A 16,080-nucleotide genomic window follows, 5' to 3' on the forward strand; every position below is an offset into this window, starting at 1 on the left:
AGGCAGGCATGAGAGAGCAAAGGCTATAATTTGGGTCTTATGACGAATTTACTCACATTTTCAGCAGATTATTCTCTGCAAAACCTCAATACCTTTGGCATTGCCGCCTGCGCCAGCCAGTTTTTGCGTATAGAGCAACTGGCGCAACTGCAAGCCATCTTTGCTGATGCCGAACTAAAAACCTTACCGCGCCTGATACTTGGGGGGGCAGTAATCTTGTTTTGTCTGATTACGTCAATGCGCTGGTCTTGCAGATGTGCATGAAGGGCAGGCAAATTCTGTCTGAAGACGACAACTATGTGTATGTGCAGGCTGCCGCAGGCGAGAACTGGCATGAATTTGTGCTGTGGACACTGGAACAAGGTTTGAGCGGGCTGGAAAACCTGTCACTGATACCCGGCACCGTGGGTGCGGCACCCATACAGAATATAGGAGCTTATGGTATCGAAATCCAGGAAGTCTTCAGCAGTCTGAGCGCCTTTGATTTTGTCACTGGCCAGTTGGTGGAAATCGACAAGGCTGCATGCCGCTTTGCCTATCGCGACAGTATTTTCAAGCAGGAATATAAAGACCGCATGGTCATACTCAGTGTGCGCTTTGCCTTGCCCAAGCGCTGGCAGGCAAGGTTGGGTTATGCCGATGTCTCGCAGTATTTAAACCAGCACCAGATTACCGAGCCCAGCGCCAGAGATATCAGTGATGCTGTCATTGCCATACGCCAGGCAAAATTGCCAGATCCAGCCCAGATAGGCAATGCAGGCAGTTTTTTCAAAAACCCGATAGTCCCCGCGAGTTTGCGCAACAGCTTGCTGGCTGCCTATCCCGGACTGGTCAGCTATCAGCAAGATAGTGGTGACTACAAGCTGGCAGCTGGCTGGCTGATCGATCAGTGTGGCTGGAAGGGCAGGCAGATGGGCAAGGCAGGCGTCTATGAAAAACAGGCACTGGTGCTGGTTAATCATGGCGGTGCCAGCGGGGCAGAGGTAAGAGCGTTGGCGCAGGCAGTGCAGGCGGATGTGATGGGCAAGTTTGGCGTGTTATTGGAAGTTGAGCCAGTGTTTTTCTGAGGCGTTTATTCGTCGCTACAGGTTTTACTACAAGGCTGTGAATATCATCTTCGAGTATTTTTTAACAGGTAATTGAATGACGGAATTTTTAACAGCAAATAGTGCGGCACACAGCTCTGAACCAGAGGGGGAAGTGTTGCCCCTGGCACCAGCTACAACAGACACGCAGGACCCTGGCGACAATCATGCTACCTCCCTGCGTCGTTTGTTGGCAGAGGCCATGCGCGTGAGTATTTGCTTAAAACCGAGGTGGCAGGGACTGCCAGCATCACCCTGGCTGATCGCGCTATTGATGTTCTTTTACCTGGGCTGCCACATAGGCCTGCAGCGCCTCATGTTCGTTGGCGCTGCCCGGTTTTATTGGCAAGTTCTGGCTTCAGGCTGGTTGGAATTCGCTGCTCTTGCCTGGGGATGTTACTGCTTGCGGCCAGTGCGTATACAAACGCAGGGAAACGATGCAACTTCTGACAGCAGGGCACCGGATGCGGCGCATTTTTTTGTGCTGGCACTTGCTCAAATGCTGGTATTGAATGTTGTCATCTGCACTATCGGCGCCTTACTCATACATGTGGGTTGGTATGATCTGTCAAAATTATCCATGCGCATGCAATGGCTGGTCTATCTTGTGCCACCGGTCGTAGTTTTGTTTATTCAGTGCTTGTTCTTCTGGCGCGCCAGTGACAGGCGCGTACTTGCCATGCTGTCTGTCATCATCGCCATGGCAGCGGCTGGTGCTTTGGGTATCAGCACCAATGCAACACAATTCTGGTATCCGGTCCAGGAAAAGACAGAAAAAAATGAGGAAGATACAGAGATCAAGTCCCCCGAAATTACCCAGGAAATATTCGAGGAGCAAGCGCTTTTGCTGAACCAAAAACTCGAGGCACTGCAAGCACACAGACCAGGCATCATAGACTTGTACAGCCTCAGTTTTGCACCTTATGGTGAAGAGAATGTCTTCCTGAATGAGACCAGCATGGTCACGCAAGTGATGGCGAAACGTTTTGATGCAGAGGGGCGCAGTCTGCAACTGGTGAATAATCCGGGAACCATCCATAGCCTGCCCTGGGCTACACCCCTGAATCTGCAGCGCGCCATACAGCAGTTGGCAAAACGCATGGATGTCAATGAAGACATCCTGTTCTTGCACATGTCTTCACATGGTGCCAGTGATGGAGAGTTATCAGCCGGGATGTGGCCGCTCAGCGTGAAGTCGGTTACGCCAGAAGACTTGAAAAAATGGCTGGATGAGGCGGGTATCAAATACCGCGTGATTTCAATTTCAGCTTGCTTTGCCGGTAACTGGGTGGCACCTTTGTCGGATGCGAAATCCCTGGTCATGACAGCATCAGACGCCGATCATACTTCCTACGGTTGCGGCAGTAAATCTGATCTGACCTTCTTTGGCCGTGCCATGTATGACGAGCAGTTGCGTAACAAGACACTGTCTTTTGAAGCTGCACATGCAGCAGCAAGACCCATCATCAAGCAGCGTGAAGAAGAGGCAGGCAAGAGCGACGGTTATTCCAATCCGCAAATTGCAGTTGGTGAAGAAATACGCGGGCGTCTGAAGTTACTGGAGCAACGCTTGGAGGCGCAAAAATAACGCAGGCTGACGCTGATACTGTTTTGTGATCAGCACCATGGCTATGGTGCTGATTTAAGCTTAGTTTGAGTTTACGCGTTTTGAAAATCTCAAAAGCAGGATTGTAGTCAGTCGTGGTCTTGAGCTTGTTTCAATTGCTCACCTTGATTGCTTATTTCAATTGCTGTCCTCAATTGTTGCCTCGTATGCGCATCACGCGTTCGCTGCCGGAGGGGTGGCTGGAAATGTAAGGTGATACGCCAGGTGCCAGGGCTTCGAGCTTTTCAAACGCCGCTGCCAGGTGTTCACGGGCTATGCCATTCGCATCCATCATTTGCATGGCGTAGTCATCCGCTTCAGTTTCAGCATCACGCGAATATTTCATATCCAGCATCAGGGTCGGTATATTGGCAATCACTGCTGACACATCACCAAACAGCAAAGTAGCGACGGCACCTACTGCAGAACTTTGTATGATACGGCGTGTCATGTGCCGCTCGTGCAAATGTCCAAGCTCGTGGGCCAGCACGCCCATGACCGCATCATCGTCCTTCATCAGAGCAATGATTTCATCGGTGACGATGATGTCGCCAGATGGCAGGGCAAAGGCATTTGGGCCTATGGCACTTTTACGAAACACCAGTTGATATTTAGGGCTGCCTTCACGTGGTGGGCGCAAGCGCTGGAAGCGTTCACGCAATTCTGCCTGTTTGGCTGCGGGTAGTTTTGAAGGCTGGAATATATGCTTGTCCAAAAATTCCAGCACCCCTTCACCCAGCTTGCGCTCTACCGATACCGGGGTAGAAAACGCCGCCACCTTGGCTACCGCAGGCAAGCCATAGAGGTAACCCAGGGTCAGGGTGATGATGACAGCGGCGAGAGCTGCCAGCGTGCCTGTCCAGCTCTGCTGCAATTGAACCACGGCAGAATCCTGGTAGCCAGTACTGTCAAGTATGGCATTGAAGCTGGCATGATCATTGATTTCCAGGTAGGCACCATCGCTGAAGGTGACCTTGCGCGGGGCATGCCGGGTGCGCTCAGATACCCGCAATTCTGACAGCGGGCAACTGCGTATAACGGATGCGTGCAGTGTATTGCTGGCTTCCCATACCTGGGCGATATCGCCCTGCACCGAAAACTCAACCTGGTGCAGGCGCGAGGTTTTGCCATCAAAATAGATGGCGGCAACTTTGTTCATAGAGATAAATCAAAATCCAGTAAATCAGCCATGCCTTCGCCAGTCGCATTGACTTGTTCTTGTGTTTCAGCGATGAAGTCATCCAGGCTGCCATTGACTTCCAGTTGCAGGCTTTCAACTCGATAGCGCAGGGAACGAATTTGTGCAAACGGGATAAACAGACCCAGGGTACAAACAATACCAAGTATATTGGTAACGGCAATGAAAGTCATGCGACCCCATTGCAGATTGTTCTTGAACTGGTGATCACCGAGTTTGGTATGGTTCCAGATCAGGTTTTGCAGCAAGGTCAGGAAGATGGGGTAGATCGCAAACATCCACATATAGAGTACGAAGATGAACAGGCCAAGTGAGGCTGCCGCAGCAACATCAAATGTGGCACCACGGCTGCCAGCAAACAATGCCATTACCGTACCGCCAAAAACTACACTAATAACAATAATGCCAGCCAGCATTATCCCTATGCCGACCAGGTAAGCCCAGTAAAACTGGCCAGCGCCCGCATTGAAAGAAAAATGTGTACTGCCGAAACGGCTTTCGTTGTGCTGGAATCTTTTCAGGCGTTGATGAAAGACGGGTGCCAGCAAATACAAAGTTAAACCTGCCAGCATTGGCCACAACAAGAAAGTGCTGTATGCCTGCCCGGCGGTGCCACGGAAGCCAAAACGTATGCCACGGTAGCTGGAGTTATACAGCTTGAATTGCAGGCTCTTCCAGACCAGCCAAGGCATGACGGTAACCATCATCAGCATCATGGCAAATCCCAGGCCCACTGAGAATTTGAACGCCAGGTGGTAACCAAATATAAAGACGATAGCGACGATGCGCCCCTTTAGAATGGCAATGGCATTGCCATGATATTCAAAGCTGCTGCCACCCAGTTGCGTGCTGGAATACAGGTAACGGTTGCGGCGCACCTTGGCCCAGGCAGAATAAATACCCAGGGTGATAATACTGAGAAATAGATTAACGATCCATATGCGGAAATATTCGCTGCCACTTCCCTTGAATTCAAGTTGCAAAGTGCCACTCGATGATTGCTGACTTACTGAAAAGTCATTGTTTTGAAAGTTATCCATGCTTGTGTTTTTCCCATGCACTTTAATTTTTTTGGAGCTTGGACAATCGCATGGAGTTGATATTAAGTCAAGTGCATTAGCGCTTGCGATCTCTCGTCACAGATGCTTTACCGCAAACTGTTGTGGAAAATAAATGGTTAAAGCAGCATTGGCTAATGCAGCTTTTTCCAGGTGGAGATAGCAGTTGTGCCATTGCCGCTAGCGCCGGCGGGTACGCGATAACTAAGCACATCAGCCTTTAACTCAAATTGTCTTGCCTGCTCACTGCCATCCCAGTTAGAGAAGGATGCATGTTCTATTCTGAAGACCAGCACGTTTCTCTCGGTATCAATGAAGCAGCGGCCATAGTGTGAGCTGGTATCGAGGGCGGCAGCCCGGTATTCTGCTTCCGTACCTTTGCGTTTGTCGCCTGCGGCAAACTTGGGGCGTTCGGATTTGTAGATTTGCAGTGAATAGCGGCCAGTGCCATCAATGATGAGCAAGCCTTGCGGATTTGGCCCAAAGGTTTCGCCACGGCTGCCATCGGTGCGAATTTCTGGTGCAGCCAACAATGTCCAGGTACCTGCCAGGTATTTTTGTGCCTGTTCATTCTTATCGACTTCCTGTTCGGTGAAAGCGCTGGCTGGCAGACACAGGGCCAGCAGGCAAATCACAGCGATGATGTTGTTCATGGGAGTTTTCAATGAGGTTTTAACTGCGGTTTTCATGTCATTTTCCTTGCCATTCATTTTTTGCTGTCTGACTGACTGCCAGCATTAATTTGCCTGTGGTCTGGCGTGATTCCAGATCTGTATGGGCTATGGCAGCCTGCTCCAGTGGATAAACCTGATGTATGCGCAAGCGCAATACGCCTTCGCGCAACCAGCCAAGAACCCGTTGGCTACGGTGCTTGAGGCCTTCGGCGTCAGCAATGTGATGGGCGAGGGTGGGGCGGGTGAAGAGCAGTGAGCCCTGGCGGCACAAGTGCATGGGGTCTATCGGCGGCACATTACCGCTGGACTGGCCAAACAAGACCAGGCTGCCCAAAGGGCGCAAGACGGCCATGCTGCCCAGATAGGTAGTCAGGCCGACCGAGTCATAGACCACATGCACACCTTTTTGCTGAGTCAATTCCCTGGTTGCCGCAACAAAGTCAGTTTCCGTATACAAAATCACGTGATCTGCTCCGGCTGCTTTGGCCAGCTCTGCTTTCTCTTTACTAGATACTGTGCTGATAACGATGGCGCCCTTATGTTTCAGTACCTGGGTCAGCAATAAACCAACCCCGCCAGCGCCAGCATGTACCAGTACGGTATCGCCAGATTGCACGCGATAACTGGTCTCGGTCAGATATTGTACGGTGACGGCTTGCAGCATGGCTGCCGCGGCTTCTTGCGTGCTGACCTCTGCAGGCAACGCGACCAACTTCCATGCTGGAATAGCCAGGTATTCGCCATAAGAGCCTGGTTGCGACAGCCAGGCCACTCTGGTGCCGGGTGTTAGTTCCGCATTGCCTTCGACCACCGTGCCCGCACCTTCTGCTCCCGGTATGCAGGGCAGGGTAGCCGGGTTTTGTCCATTGCGTTGATACACATCGGCGTAATTGATGCCGGCGTAATCTACGCGTACCAGGACTTCCCCTTCTTTTGGCGTCGGCCTTGACAGGTCGCGCACTTCAAGTACTTCTGACCCACCTTGTGAAAAAAATTGTATGGCTCGCATATTTCCTCGCTTTGCTGTAATCATCAGTTGCTCAGACCCTATGTCTGTTTATCTGATGTGCAGCTTAATCAAAACCGGATCGAAAGAAAATTACTGAAAAATTCGCCTGGACTGTGCATAATTGCACCATGATGAATTGGGATGATTTACGCTATTTTTTGGCACTGGTCGATTGCGGTACGCTGACCGGGGCTGCGCGTCGCCTACAGGTGGAACATACGACGGTTGCACGGCGGATTGACACGCTTGAGTCAGCATTGAAACTGCGTCTTTTCGACAGACTGGTGCGCGGCTGGCAACTCACCACAGAAGGACATGACCTGGTTACTCATGCACGGGAAGTGGAAGAGCGCTGGTTCAATTTTGAGAGAAAGGCGCTCAGTAACAGCAAAATGGAAGGCATAGTGCGTATTTCTGCACCACCCAGTTTATCGACTTTTGTACTCGCGCCCCAGCTTAAAAAACTCTGCGCCAGTTTGACCGGCGTGGAGCTGGAGTTACAGGCAGAGCGCCACCAGGTCAGTCTGGGCAAGCGCGAGGCAGACATCGCTTTACGAATGGCGCGCCCACAAACGGCGGGTCTGGTGATCAAGCCTTTGGCCAGTGTGGGCTATGGATTGTACGCCTGCAAAACTTATCTGAAAAAGCGCAAGGAAGAAGATTGGGAATTTGTCGCCTATGAAAAAAACTCTGCAACGCCCCATCATCGATGGCTGGAAGATTATATGGCGCAGCGCAAAGTCATGCTGCGCAGTAATGACCAAATGGTGCTGGCTCAATGCGCGGCGGCAGGCCTTGGCGTAACCGTATTACCGCATTATTTGCGCCAGAGTCACCGCGAGCTGCACCGTATTGAGCATCAGGCTTGTCCTCTGCGCAGAAAACTTTGGCTGGTCATGCATGATGATGTACGCCGTTCACCGAGGGTAAGAGCAGTAGCCGATGGCTTGATTGAATTGTTTTCCAGTGCCGAAGTGAGTGATTTATTGATATAAATGAAAAGTGTGCTTGCATCAAAATACGATCTTGTCATTTTGAAATGTTGTTTTTATTTAAATTTCATTTAAAAGTGTATAGTCAGTTGCTTACATGTGCTCACATTTAAATTAAGCCTATCTTAGGTAGAAACCTAAACTTTTGACAAAAACGACCGTAATACACAATATGCGGTAATCCGTCACGTGGTTTAATTTAGGGCTGGAGAGCAAAATGAGCATCAATCAAATAGCAGGTGGGGCCACTGGCGGTGTCAGTGTTGATACCCGGCAAGATGTCAAGGCTGCACCAGTCGTTGCTAAAGCGGCACCTGCACCGGTAGTTGCTGACGTCGCTAAAACTGCGGTCAGCAAAGACAGCCAGCCCCAAAGTGATATTTCAGCTAAAGAACTCAAGAACTCTGTGGATCAGATCAACCGCGCCATAGGTTTGAATAAAAGCGTGAATCTCAACCTCGATAATGACTCCGGTAAAGTAGTGGTGCAGATTGTTGATAATGAAACCAATGTCGTTTTGCGCCAAATTCCTTCAAAAGAAGTGCTGGCTATAGCCCGTGATCTGGAAGGTAAAAAAGGTGTTTTGTTGAACGACCATGCATGAATGGATAAAGAGTGATTGTCAGCTCTGATGTTGAATACTGGTTAAAGCAAGCAAATCTTCCCCTCCCCGACAGGATAGGTAAAGCACCTGAAGAATTATTGGCCTATGTTGCGAAAGTGAATAAAAGCACTTCTGCTGACCAACTGCCTGCGCAAGCAGAACTGAATCCCGATTTTTTAAATGATATCCGCGCAGCGATAGTGGACATGCCACCTCCTGTGCTGCAGCTTTTGGATAAACCCCTGCTGGGTGTCTATTTAGGGCGGGGCCTGGGTTCATCTGCGGTGACGGACGTTGTTGCTGGCCCGGATGGCAAGGTGCTCGGCCTGGTGACACTCATGGATGCCGACGCTTTTTTAGGTCGCACTGCCAATGACTGGGCGAGCTGGAAAGAAAATACGCCATTTTTGACGGGCTCGGCTTTTCAAGTCCATCTGCAAATTGAAACTGTGGAAAACGATAACCGCAAAAATGCCATGCAGTTTTTGCTCTTGCATGAATTTGGTCATGTAATGACTGCCAATAGCGAATTTTTACCCGACTGGTGGATAGGTTCGCAAAAATTCAAATCGACTGAAGAATATAGTTTCTTGAGTCTGTCCTGGCAAATCGCCATGAATGGCGACATCATTCCTTTGCTCAGACATGATTTTGAGCATCGCAAGAACTTGCACTTCTATAGTGATCAGCAAGTTGCGGGAGATTTAATTCCCGACATCTACAAGGCGCTGGAAAAAACCGGTTTTTCCAGTCTGTATGCCGCAACCAATGCCTATGACGATTTTGCTGAGGCTTTTGCCATGTATGTGCATAGCGTAATGATGGGCAAGCCTTATCGATTGAGCATTCGTTCTGGCGATGAAATCATCATGGAAGTGGCGGATTACTGGTCCAGCCCACGTGCCCGCTCCAGGAAACAGTTATTTGCTGAGTACCTCGGTAATTGACAATATTCCCTCTGAGCTCTGGAAATAAGCAGGAGGTAGATAAAGCGTTGCCTTTAGGTTACTTATTGCTATTGAGCTATTCGTTTGCATCAATAAAGCAGCAAAATTTGCTTTATTCGACACTTCATTTTCTATCCGCTCATCCATAATGTGAATAAGCTTAGACGCTCCTTGTCTTTATGCTGCAATTATTCACGGATGGATATCTGAATGACCGTACCGCCAAAGAACTCACTGGACCCGGATGACTGGCAGGCCCTGCGTGCGCAGGGACATCGCATGCTGGACGATATCCTTGATTACGCAGAACACATACGCGAGCGCCCTGTGTGGCAAGTGATACCGGATGAAGTGCGCGCAAAGTTCCAGTCGGGTTTGCCAATTGCGCCTGCTGAGCTCGGTGAAGTGCATCAACAATTCATGAAAAATATCTTGCCGTATTCGGTAGGCAATAGCCATCCTGGCTTCATGGGCTGGGTGCAGGGAGGGGGCAGCCCCGTGGGTACATTGGCAGAAATGCTGGCAGCGGGACTGAACGCCAATCTGGGTGGGCGTGATCATATACCGATAGAGGTCGAGCGTCAGATAACGCGCTGGGTCAGCGAGCTATTTCATTTTCCGGATACTGCCAGCGGCCTGTTTGTTACTGGCACGTCGATGGCTAACTTCATTGCCGTACTGGTAGCGCGGGCGCGCACTCTGGGTGCAGAGGTAAGGCATCAAGGGCTCACGGCTTTTCCTGAACGGCTGGTGGCTTATACTTCAGCCGGTGCGCATGGTTGCGTTGCCCAGGCCATGGATATGGCCGGGATAGGAAGAAATGCCTTGCGCATGATCCCCATGAACGGCAACTTCCAGATGGATGTCGGGGCATTGCAGGCAGCAATTGTGGCAGACCGCGCGGCGGGATTGACGCCATTCATGCTGGTAGGTACTGCCGGTTCAGTGGATGTTGGTGCGATTGATGATTTGCAGACCCTGGCGGATGTTGCCAGCACTGAAAAATTATGGTTCCATATTGATGGTGCATTTGGTGCGCTGGGTATGCTATCTCCCTTTATTGCTGCACGCCTTGTTGGCATAGAACGGGCTGATTCGATTGCCTTTGATTTTCATAAGTGGTTGCAAGTACCTTATGACGCCGGCTTTATTCTGGTGCGTGACAGCGATGCCCATTATGCGACCTTTGCCACGCCAGCCAGTTATTTGCGGCGCGAGAGTAAAGGCCTGGCAGGCGGCTCACCCTGGCCCTGTGATTTTGGCCCTGATTTGTCACGCGGCTTCAGGGCGCTTAAAACCTGGTTCACTTTGCAGGTATATGGTGCGGAGCGCCTGGGCCAGATGATTGCCCACACTTGCGAGCTGGGGCAGTATCTTAAAGCCAGTATCCTGGCGTATCCAAGATTTGAATTGATGGCACCGGTCGCCTTGAATATCGTCTGTTTCCGCTACCTTGTTGATGGCCTCAGTGATGAAGCCCTTGATGCACTTAATGCCCGTATCGTGATGGCCTTGCAAGAGTCAGGCATAGCGGCACCATCCACCACCATCATCAACAAGCGGCTTGCCATACGTGCGGCAATCGTCAATCACAGAACTACCTCTGCCGATATAGACGCTTTGCTTAATGCAACTCTCGCCATAGGCGAGCAAATTCATACTTCCCGTGATTGAGAATATGACCAACATCGACGAATCCCTTGTTGCAGAAAACAAGCCAGCGCAAAGTAAATTGATAGGCCTGGCACCTCTGATGCGCATTGCTTTTTCCGGTGGCGATTTAAAACCCCTGGGTAAAGAATTGATCGCCTATGCAGAAAAACATCCGCATGACGCGCATGCACTCATGAACCTGGCAACGGTATTAATCTTGCTCGGTCATCGTGATGCGGCTTTGTCCACCCAGATGGAGGCATTGCGCCTGCAGCCGCTGTATTCTGTCCCCACGACCCGCGAACCCACCTTGCGCCTGCTGGCACTCATGACAGACGGTGACCTGATGGCCAATACCCCGCTCGAATTTTTGGTCGAAGATTCCGACATCGCACTTGATTTATTATATGTAGGCGCAGGCATACCTGCAGTGGAACAGTTGCCACCACATGATGTTATGTTTGTTGCCGTGGGTGAGGCAGATGACAAAAACAGTCTGCTGCTTGACCTGCAAGAGATTATCCAGACCTGGCCCACGCCAGTGTTAAACGCACCTGAACGCATTACCCACCTGGGCCGCGACCGCGCCTGCGCCTTGCTGCAGGACGCGCCGGGTGTCGCCATGCCAACGTCAGCCCGTATCAGCCGTCAAACGCTGGAGCAGATAGGTAGTGGCGAGGTGGCTGTCAGCAGTATTTTGGGTGGCGATGATTTTCCCATTATAGCCCGCCCCTTGGGCTCACATGCGGGCCACGGTTTGCGCAAAGTATTGTCGGCTGAAGATGTGCCCGATTACCTGCAAGCCGTACCTAGTGAAGAATTTTATATCGCCCGCTTTGTCGATTACCGCACTCTTGCAGATGGTCAGTTCAGGAAGTACCGCATTATCCTGATCGATGGCAAACCCTTTATCTCACATATGGGTATTTCAAAACACTGGATGATCCATTACCTGAACGCAGGCATGACAGACAGTGCAGAAAAACGGGATGAAGAAGCACGCTTCATGCAGAGCTTTGATGAAGATTTCGTGCCCCGGCATGCAACAGCATTTGCAGAAATATTCAAACGCCTGGACCTTGATTATGTCGGCATAGACTGTGGCGAGACCCAGGACGGCAAGCTGCTGATTTTTGAAGTCGATAGCGACATGATTGTGCATGCGATGGACCCGGTCGATATGTTCCCCTACAAGCAGGAGCCGATGAAAAAATTATTTGCCGCATTCAGGGATTTGCTGATCAAGACAGCCAGAATGTCGCCAGCCTATCAAGGCTAGCCTATACCGGATTGCACAAGTCCATGCCTAACCATGTCAAATAAAACTCATACCGCATTCCCATCGTTCGATCAGCTTTTGACAGGCGGTGGCGATGCGCGTATCGCTTTAGACGATGATGGCTATAATAAATACGGCTGCGGCATAGTGCCAGACAGCTTGTCGCTGGCCTTTGGCTCTGCGACGGCATCAACAATCTCTGCCACTGCACGCGCTGCTGCTAACGCTGTCTATCAAAAACTGGCAGCCGTCAATGATCGTGCGGACTATTATCTGCTGGCAGAAAACGAACAGGAAATTGTCAGGCAAGAGTTAAGGCAATTATGTGGATTAACAGAAAACCTGGAGTCTACCGACCTGGCAGCGACTGATGTCGTCTTCGCCGCCTCAGGTACCGACCTGCATTTGATTGCAGCGCAAATGCTCGCCTTGTCATCACAAGCCGGTCATCCTGCCTTGCCCATGCTGGTGATCATGGTTGAGCCAGGTGAAACAGGCAGCTCGGTACCAGCCGCTTTAAGCGGGCAGCATTTCAGCAACCGTTCTGCTCTTGATGTCTCCGTCACAGCAGGCGAAACTATTCCTGGCAGCATACCCACAGAATTGCGCACGGTAAGCATCCGGGATAGTGATGGCAGTGCGCGCAATTTGCAAGATGTTGATACAGAGGTGAGAGCATTGACAGAGACGGCAATTGCCCAGCACAGGCAGGTTATGCTGGTGCTGGCAGATGTCAGCAAGACGGGCATGATTGCACCTGCTATTGATGTCGCCACAGGTTTAAGCAAGCAGTATCGCCACAATTTTCATGTCATGGTAGATGCTTGCCAGTTCCGCATTTCCAATGCCAGCCTGCATGCCTATTTGCAGCAAGGCTTTCTGGTTGCAGTTACTGGCTCCAAATTTTTAAGTGGCCCCAGCTTTTCTGGTGCATTGTTTATTCCTGCTCCCGTAGCAAAAAAACTGAAATCATTGAGATTGCCGCTGGCTTTGCAAGCATATTCCAGCCGTGCTGACTGGCCGCGTGACTGGGCAGGAGCAGACAAGCTGGGCAGGCAAGTCAATGCAGGTTTGCTACTGCGCTGGGTGGCAGCGCTCGCTGAATTACGTGCATTCCGGCAACTGCCGGAAACTGCCATCCATCGTTTTGTCCTGCAATTTGCACATGCCATCCAGTCATATTTTAAGCATAGCGCTCATCTGGCTTTGCTGCCCATCGTCACTCCTGAGCGCGGTGCTTTGCATGAAAATGTGTCCTGGGACCAGTTACCGAGCATCTTCTCTTTTTTAATCAGGGACGCCAGTGGCCAGCATTTTCTTAATCGTGAGCAAACCATGCTGGTCTACAGGCGCTTGCAAAAAGAAAAACACATGCAGTTAGGGCAACCAGTGCTGTGCGGCGTGCGCCAGCAAACGCCCGTTAGTGCACTCCGCCTCTGTCTCAGTGCACGACTGATAGTCAGCGCAATTGACGGAGAGGGTGATGGCGCGCAGAAAGTTATCGAAGATGCATTGCTGGTGCTGGATACTGCAGCACAATTGGCAGCGCAGTTTGAACATGTCTAGCGGTGTTGCACCGGGCTGCCGTATCCGCAGTATCATATTGCTTTATGCCGTATAGTGCTTTTAGGCTTTGCTACAATGAATACCTTACTGATTATCGATATGCAAAATGCTTGGTTACATGGTCAAACCCGGCGTTTTGACAAGGTAAACGTCATCAAGCGCATACAGCGCGCAGTAGAGCATACCCGTGAGCATGGTGGCCAAGTGATTTTTGTGCGTCATGCCAATGACGAAGCGCTGGTTGGTTCTGCAGGGTGGGAAGTCATACCGGAACTGCCATTTGCACCTGGCGATGTTTTCGTCGATAAAACTGCCTGTGATTCATTTGCTGGTACCGGCCTCTATACACATTTAAAAGTCACCGGGGCGCATACGCTGATTGTTTGTGGTTTGACGACAGAGTTTTGTGTAGATACGACAATCCGTGCTGCCGCATCGCATGGTTTTGATGTGATTGCCCTGTCTGATGCGCATACGACTGGCGACAGACCTCACATGAAAGCCGAAAAAATAGTCGAGCATCACAACTGGGTTTGGTCGAATATTGCGACTCCAGCAAATAGCCGCATTATGGTGCGCACTACGGCTGAAGTGTTTGGTCATCACTATTAAGCACGCTTAAGCACGCTCAAGACCGGGCGCACATACTATTTTGTGCACCCCAGTTCTTTCAGACTGGTTTCAGTGTCGCGCTTGTTATTGGCCTGTGTTTCCATGTCCTGTGCCGTTCCACCTGCTTTTTGAGCATTACGCAAGGCATTGATTTGCTTGCGTAGTTCGTCGCACTGCTTTTGCTTGCGGGCAGCTTCGGCAGGATCTGGCTTGCTGCTGTCTTTTGAGTTTTCACCAGTCACAGCCTTGCGCTCAGCGGCCTGATGGCGGCTGGCCTCATCTTCACTCGCGCGTGGACCAAATTTGCGCTCGGCTTCTTTTTCAGCCATACAATCACTTTCGATTTTCATGCGTACGTCATTGGCATTGCCTTTCATGGCATAGACATCGGCAACGATTCTGCGCTGCTCGGCAGTCTTGGCTTCAGACAGCATTCTGTCCTGCAATGCGCCGCCTTCCTTGTACCAGATCATTTTCTTCGCTTCTTCGCCACGGCGCACGCAATTGGCATCCAGGGGCAGTTTGTCCGAGGTAGAAGGGCTGGGGTTTTTCTTGATCATTTGGCCTTGCCCGCCATCGCAAGGCTTGTCCTGATAAGTGCTGCCACAACGATACAGGTTTTGCGCCTGGGCCTGCCCAGGCAAGCTGCTGCCAACGATGAGCAGGGCTTGCAGTGACTGGGTGATAGCGAGTGAAATAAAGAGAGCGGGGCGCATGCTGATTAACCAATGCATAGAGATAAAGATTCATTACTGTAGCATCCTGCCCGGCATAGTGGTGAGCTGTAGAGGCGGGGAGGCCCCTGATTTTTGTAAATTACGTAACATTCCTCGCTCAGTTTTTACAATGAGCATTTGAAATTTATTTAAATTACGATTGACATTTAAAAATATGACGATCATAATCTAATTGGCTTGATTGACTTCAAGTAGAGGAAGCAAGTTCTCGACGGCCTCGCTTGCAACGCAATTCAATCAAACTTATTTATCAAGAGGATTAATCATGGAACTCAAGAATACTGTCGCCTTCGTTACAGGTGCTAACCGCGGTTTAGGTCTGGCATTTGCCAAGGCCTTGCAGGATGCTGGCGTCAAAAAGGTTTATGCGGCGGCCAGGAACCCTGCGCAAATTACTTTGCCCGGTCTCCATCCCATACAACTGGATGTCACCGATCAACAGCAGGTGCTGGCAGCCGCACAGGCTTGTGGTGACGTGAACCTGCTCATCAACAATGCAGGCATTGCCCAGCCGTCACCATTTCTTGCCAGCGATAGCGTGGCTGCCATACGTACACAGTTCGACACCAATTTCTTTGGCATGCTGGCAATGAGCCAGGCTTTTGCCCCTGTGTTGAAAGCCAATGGTGGCGGTGCACTGGTCAATATGCTCTCGGTCCTGAGCTGGATTAATCTCGCTGGCATCAATGGTTACAGCGCATCCAAGGCCGCAGCCTGGTCATTGACCAACGGTTTGCGCAATGAATTGCGGGCTCAGGGTACGCTGGTAGTTGGCGTACATGCGGCCTTCATCGATACCGATATGACGCAACATGTAGCGATGCCAAAATCTACTCCACAGCAAGTCGCATTGCAGGTAGTGGAGGCAATAGCAGAGGACAGGGAAGAAGTGTTTGCCGATGAGATTACGCGCCAGGTCAAGCGGGCTCTGTCGCTGGACTCTGCCCCCTATCTGCGTGAGGGCGGACAATAAAATTCAGCGATGTGAATCAGCGCAGCAGTGCAATGAAAGCCTTTGCCGGGTTATGATGCAAAATTCCCAATCCGGTAAAAGGACGTG

Annotated in this window: 14 protein-coding genes and 1 pseudogene; 10 read left to right on the top strand and 5 right to left on the bottom strand. The window is 50.7% G+C overall.

Annotated elements, in window-relative coordinates:
* Positions 1 to 39 precede the first annotated feature (39 nt).
* Together murB and UNDKW_RS07940 are read left to right on the top strand one after the other, a co-directional pair.
* Positions 40 to 1,067, top strand: a pseudogene (gene murB, locus UNDKW_RS07935) (UDP-N-acetylmuramate dehydrogenase).
* A 76-nt stretch (positions 1,068 to 1,143) separates the two neighbouring features.
* Complete coding sequence (locus UNDKW_RS07940) at positions 1,144 to 2,673, top strand: C13 family peptidase (RefSeq protein WP_162058254.1); 1,530 nt, start codon at positions 1,144 to 1,146, stop codon at positions 2,671 to 2,673.
* 169 nt (positions 2,674 to 2,842) lie between these two features.
* On the opposite strand, the gene UNDKW_RS07945 is transcribed toward UNDKW_RS07940, so the two are convergent.
* The 4 genes from UNDKW_RS07945 to UNDKW_RS07960 form a co-directional block, all read right to left on the bottom strand.
* Positions 2,843 to 3,850, bottom strand: a complete 1,008-nt coding sequence (locus tag UNDKW_RS07945) for a M48 family metallopeptidase (protein ID WP_162058255.1) — start codon at positions 3,848 to 3,850, stop codon at positions 2,843 to 2,845.
* Positions 3,847 to 4,929: a YjgN family protein gene (locus UNDKW_RS07950; protein ID WP_162058256.1), complete on the bottom strand. Its 1,083-nt coding sequence runs from the start codon at positions 4,927 to 4,929 to the stop codon at positions 3,847 to 3,849. Before UNDKW_RS07950 ends, UNDKW_RS07945 begins: the two co-directional genes overlap by 4 nt.
* Before the next feature lie 152 nt (positions 4,930 to 5,081).
* Positions 5,082 to 5,636, bottom strand: coding sequence for a lipocalin-like domain-containing protein (locus UNDKW_RS07955; protein WP_162058257.1), 555 nt, complete (start codon positions 5,634 to 5,636; stop codon positions 5,082 to 5,084).
* A 1-nt stretch (position 5,637) separates the two neighbouring features.
* A complete protein-coding gene (locus UNDKW_RS07960; protein ID WP_162058258.1) occupies positions 5,638 to 6,630 on the bottom strand; it encodes a quinone oxidoreductase in 993 nt (330 codons plus the stop codon).
* A 128-nt stretch (positions 6,631 to 6,758) separates the two neighbouring features.
* On the opposite strand from UNDKW_RS07960, the gene UNDKW_RS07965 reads away from it, so the two are divergent.
* From UNDKW_RS07965 to UNDKW_RS07995, 7 genes are all read left to right on the top strand, one after another.
* Positions 6,759 to 7,625 (top strand): LysR family transcriptional regulator, encoded by an 867-nt coding sequence (locus UNDKW_RS07965; protein WP_162058259.1) that lies wholly within the window; start codon positions 6,759 to 6,761, stop codon positions 7,623 to 7,625.
* Between the two features lie 214 nt (positions 7,626 to 7,839).
* Entirely contained in the window at positions 7,840 to 8,226 is a 387-nt protein-coding gene (locus UNDKW_RS07970) for a flagellar protein FlaG (protein WP_162058260.1), read from the top strand.
* A gap of 11 nt (positions 8,227 to 8,237) precedes the next feature.
* The gene (locus UNDKW_RS07975) at positions 8,238 to 9,173 is read left to right on the top strand and encodes a hypothetical protein (RefSeq protein ID WP_162058261.1); all 936 of its coding nucleotides are present in this window, start codon (positions 8,238 to 8,240) and stop codon (positions 9,171 to 9,173) included.
* Between the two features lie 210 nt (positions 9,174 to 9,383).
* Complete coding sequence (locus tag UNDKW_RS07980; protein ID WP_162058262.1) at positions 9,384 to 10,847, top strand: pyridoxal-dependent decarboxylase; 1,464 nt, start codon at positions 9,384 to 9,386, stop codon at positions 10,845 to 10,847.
* A 4-nt stretch (positions 10,848 to 10,851) separates the two neighbouring features.
* A complete protein-coding gene (locus tag UNDKW_RS07985; protein ID WP_162058263.1) occupies positions 10,852 to 12,105 on the top strand; it encodes a RimK family alpha-L-glutamate ligase in 1,254 nt (417 codons plus the stop codon).
* A 33-nt stretch (positions 12,106 to 12,138) separates the two neighbouring features.
* Positions 12,139 to 13,671 carry a hypothetical protein gene (locus UNDKW_RS07990; RefSeq protein WP_162058264.1) on the top strand — a complete coding sequence of 511 codons (1,533 nt, stop codon included), beginning with the start codon at positions 12,139 to 12,141 and terminating at the stop codon, positions 13,669 to 13,671.
* A 75-nt stretch (positions 13,672 to 13,746) separates the two neighbouring features.
* Positions 13,747 to 14,283: an isochorismatase family protein gene (locus tag UNDKW_RS07995; protein WP_162058265.1), complete on the top strand. Its 537-nt coding sequence runs from the start codon at positions 13,747 to 13,749 to the stop codon at positions 14,281 to 14,283.
* Between the two features lie 35 nt (positions 14,284 to 14,318).
* Here the strand turns inward: UNDKW_RS07995 and UNDKW_RS08000 are convergent, their stop codons facing one another.
* Positions 14,319 to 14,999: a hypothetical protein gene (locus tag UNDKW_RS08000; RefSeq protein ID WP_162058266.1), complete on the bottom strand. Its 681-nt coding sequence runs from the start codon at positions 14,997 to 14,999 to the stop codon at positions 14,319 to 14,321.
* A gap of 286 nt (positions 15,000 to 15,285) precedes the next feature.
* On the opposite strand from UNDKW_RS08000, the gene UNDKW_RS08005 reads away from it, so the two are divergent.
* Complete coding sequence (locus UNDKW_RS08005) at positions 15,286 to 15,993, top strand: SDR family oxidoreductase (RefSeq protein WP_162058267.1); 708 nt, start codon at positions 15,286 to 15,288, stop codon at positions 15,991 to 15,993.
* The last annotated feature ends 87 nt before the right edge of the window (positions 15,994 to 16,080 follow it).

It is taken from the genome of Undibacterium sp. KW1 (genome assembly GCF_009937955.1).
Lineage (GTDB): Bacteria > Pseudomonadota > Gammaproteobacteria > Burkholderiales > Burkholderiaceae_D > Undibacterium.